This window comes from Kitasatospora sp. NPDC007106, from assembly GCF_040634455.1.
Taxonomy (GTDB): Bacteria; Actinomycetota; Actinomycetes; order Streptomycetales; family Streptomycetaceae; genus Kitasatospora; species Kitasatospora arboriphila.
The window spans coordinates 1-3,035 of sequence record NZ_JBEYFP010000706.1 but is presented as its reverse complement, the minus strand read 5'-3'; the positions used below and the strand labels follow the sequence as shown (position 1 = coordinate 3,035).

The window sequence follows — 3,035 nt, the reverse complement described above, 5'->3', positions numbered from 1 at the left end:
CGAGGTGACCGGCGGTCCGCCCGCCGGGGCCGACGTCCCCGGGGTCCGGCCGGACACGCCGTGGTGGGACCCGGGCGGCGACCCCGGGGTGGACCCGGCCACCGACCGGGTGCAGATCGACGGCCGGGCGGTCGGCGCCGGCGACCGGGTGGTGCTGCGCCCCGGCCGGCGCCGCACCGACGCCCAGGACCTCTTCCTGCAGGGCCGCACCGCCCTGGTCGAGGCCGTCCTACAGGACGTGGACGGCGCGGTGCACGTCGCGGTCACCGTCGACGGCGACCCGGGCGCCGACCTGTGGCGCGCCCAGGGCCGCTTCCTGTACTTCCAGCCCGACGAACTCGCCCCGGTGGAGGAGACGTGACGGAAGGCAGCGGGCCGGCACCCCGGGTCCTGGTCGCCGGGGTCGGCAACGTCTTCCTCGGCGACGACGGCTTCGGCGTCGAGGCCGTCCGCCGGCTGACCGGGCGGCGGCTGCCCGAGGGCGTCGAGGCGGCCGACATCGGGGTGCGCGGCGTGCACCTCGCGTACCAACTGCTGGACGGCTACGACACGCTCGTCCTGGTGGACGCCACCGAGCGCGGCGGCACGCCCGGCACGGTGTACCTGCTGGAGGCGCCCGCGCCCGGGGCGGTCGAACCGCAGGCACCCGCGCTGGACGGCCACCGGATGGGCCCGGACGCGGTGCTGTCGCTGCTCGCCACGCTCGCCGCCGGCACCGGCGGCAGCCCGCCGCGGCAGGTGTTCGTGGTCGGCTGCGAGCCGGAGACGGTCGAGGAGGGCATGGGGCTCAGCGCCCCGGTCGCCGCGGCCGTCGACGAGGCCGTCGACGTGATCCTCCGGCTGCTGGACGGCGGCCCCGCCGATCCGGGCGCCGCCGCCGCACCGTCCGACCGAAGCCGTACCACCGACAGAGAGGCACCCTCATGCGCAAGTTCCTGATCGTCCTGCTCAGCGCCGCCGCCGTGGCGGTCTTCGTGCAGAGCCTGCCGGACCTCAAGCGGTACCTGAAGATCCGGCAGATGTGACCGCGGGCGGTGCTGCGAATGGCGTAGCGGGCGCCGCGTCCACGGCGCGGCGCACCCCGCACCCCGGGGTCGCGGCCTGTAATGGTCCCCGACCGTCCGGTCACCGCCTCCAGGCGCAAAGCGGGGTGCCGATGCACGAGATGTCGATCGCCATGGCCGTGGTGGACCAGGTGGTGCAGGCCGTCCCCGAGGGCGCCGACCGCGTCGAGTCGGTGCTGCTGCAGGTCGGCGAACTGGCCGGCGTGGTCCCGGACTCGCTGCACTTCTGCTTCGAACTCGCCTGCTCCGGAACGGTCCTGGAGGGCGCCGAGCTGATCACCGAACCGGTGCCGGCGCAGGCCCGGTGCGGCGCCTGCGGCACCGGCTGGGCGGTCGGGATGCCGCCCGAACTCACCTGTCCCGGCTGCGGCGACGGCGCGGCCACCGAGCTGCTGACCGGGCGGGAGCTGCAGATCCGCAGCGTCCGCTGGGCGGACCGTCCGGCGTACGCCGACCAGGAAGGCTGACGCCATGTGCCGAGTTGTCGACCTCCAGCAGGCCGTGCTGGCCCGCAACGAGGACGCCGCCCGGGAGCTGCGCGAGGCGCTCGCCGCCCGCGGCACCGTCGCGGTGAACATGCTCTCCAGCCCCGGCAGCGGCAAGACCGCCCTGCTGGAGGCCGAGTTGGTGCTCGCCGGGCAGCGCGGGACGGCCTCCGCCGCGCTCACCGCCGACCTCGCCACCGAGAACGACGCGCTGCGTCTCGCCCGTTCGGGCGCCCCGGTCAAGCAGGTGCTCACCGACGGGCTCTGCCACCTGGAGGCGGCGATGCTGGCCCGCCACCTGGACGGCTGGCTGCCCGCGGACACCCGGCTGCTGTTCGTGGAGAACGTCGGCAACCTGGTCTGCCCGGCCTCGTACGACCTCGGGGAGAGCCTGCGGGTGGCGCTGGCCTCGGTGACCGAGGGCGAGGACAAGCCGCTGAAGTACCCGACGGCGTTCGGGCTGGCGAACCTCGTGGTGGTGACCAAGGCGGACCTGGCCGCGGCCGTGGACTTCGACCGGCGGGCCTTCCTCGCGCACGTCGAGCGGGTCAACCCTGGCGTGGAGGTGCTGTTCACCTCGGCGCGCACCGGGCAGGGCGTCGGACTGCTGCTCGACCGGGCCACCGCCGTGCTGGAGGGCGCTCCCGTGCACCGGCCGGTGATGGGCGTGCCGAGCGCCGGGCACCATCACGGTCCGCCGGCCGCGCAGCCCGACCACGACCACGCTCCCGGGACGGGACCCGACCACGGCCACGGCCACGGCCACGAGCACGGGCACGGCCACCCGCACCGGGAACCGGCGCTGCCGCCGGCCGCCTCGTGACCGCCGCGCCGCAGGCTCCCGCCGTCGAACGGCGACTGGTCCGGGTCGGCGGGATCGTCCAGGGCGTGGGCTTCCGCCCGTTCGTGCACTCGCTCGCCGCGGAGCTGCGGCTCGCCGGGCACGTCACCAACACCGGCGAGGGCGTGCTCGCCGAGGTCGAGGGCCTGCCGGACGCCGTCGAGGCGTTCTGCCGGCGGATCGCGGACGACGCTCCCCCGCTCGCCCGGGTCGCCTCGGTGCTGCACGAGCCGATCGAGGCGACCGGCGCGGACGGCTTCGCCATCGTGCCCTCCACGGGCGGCGGCGGCAGCCGCACCCTCATCCCGCCGGACACCGCGACCTGCGCCGACTGCCTGGCCGAACTCGCCGACCCGGCCGACCGGCGGCACCGCCACCCGTTCATCACCTGCACCAACTGCGGGCCGCGGTTCACCATCGTCACCGCGCTGCCCTACGACCGGGCCGCCACCACCATGGCCGGCTTCCCGATGTGCACGGACTGCGAGCGCGAGTACACCGACCCGTCCGACCGGCGCTTCCACGCCCAGCCGATCTGCTGCCACGCCTGCGGGCCCGAGCTCTCGCTCACCGTGCCCGGGCGGGCCGGGCTGCGCGGAGCGGCCGCGTCGGAGGACGCCCGCCGGCTGCTCGCCGAGGGCGCGG

General features: G+C 76.0%; 4 protein-coding genes and 1 pseudogene. All 5 read left to right on the top strand.

Translation table 11 applies throughout. From position 1 onward, the window contains the following. Positions 1-361, top strand: a pseudogene (locus ABZ641_RS31130) (hypothetical protein); the annotation flags it as partial. Next, positions 358-939: a hydrogenase maturation protease gene (locus ABZ641_RS31125; protein WP_344624064.1), complete on the top strand. Its 582-nt coding sequence runs from the start codon at positions 358-360 to the stop codon at positions 937-939. The pseudogene ABZ641_RS31130 and the gene ABZ641_RS31125, both read left to right, overlap by 4 nt. Positions 940-1,156: 217 nt before the next feature. Beyond that, the gene (locus tag ABZ641_RS31120) at positions 1,157-1,531 is read left to right on the top strand and encodes a hydrogenase maturation nickel metallochaperone HypA (protein WP_344624065.1); all 375 of its coding nucleotides are present in this window, start codon (positions 1,157-1,159) and stop codon (positions 1,529-1,531) included. Positions 1,532-1,535: 4 nt separating this feature from the next. Further along, positions 1,536-2,372 carry a hydrogenase nickel incorporation protein HypB gene (gene hypB, locus ABZ641_RS31115; RefSeq protein ID WP_344624066.1) on the top strand — a complete coding sequence of 279 codons (837 nt, stop codon included), beginning with the start codon at positions 1,536-1,538 and terminating at the stop codon, positions 2,370-2,372. Next, the coding region (locus tag ABZ641_RS31110) for an acylphosphatase (protein WP_359987208.1) at positions 2,369-3,035 on the top strand (667 nt) is incomplete at its 3' end. The genes hypB and ABZ641_RS31110, both read left to right, overlap by 4 nt.

Excerpts from the sequence above, each read along its gene's own strand:
- ABZ641_RS31120 (WP_344624065.1), top strand. The coding sequence starts at position 1,157 with ATGCACGAGATGTCGATCGCCATGGCCGTGGTGGACCAGGTGGTGCAG.
- hypB (WP_344624066.1), top strand. The coding sequence starts at position 1,536 with ATGTGCCGAGTTGTCGACCTCCAGCAGGCCGTGCTGGCCCGCAACGAG.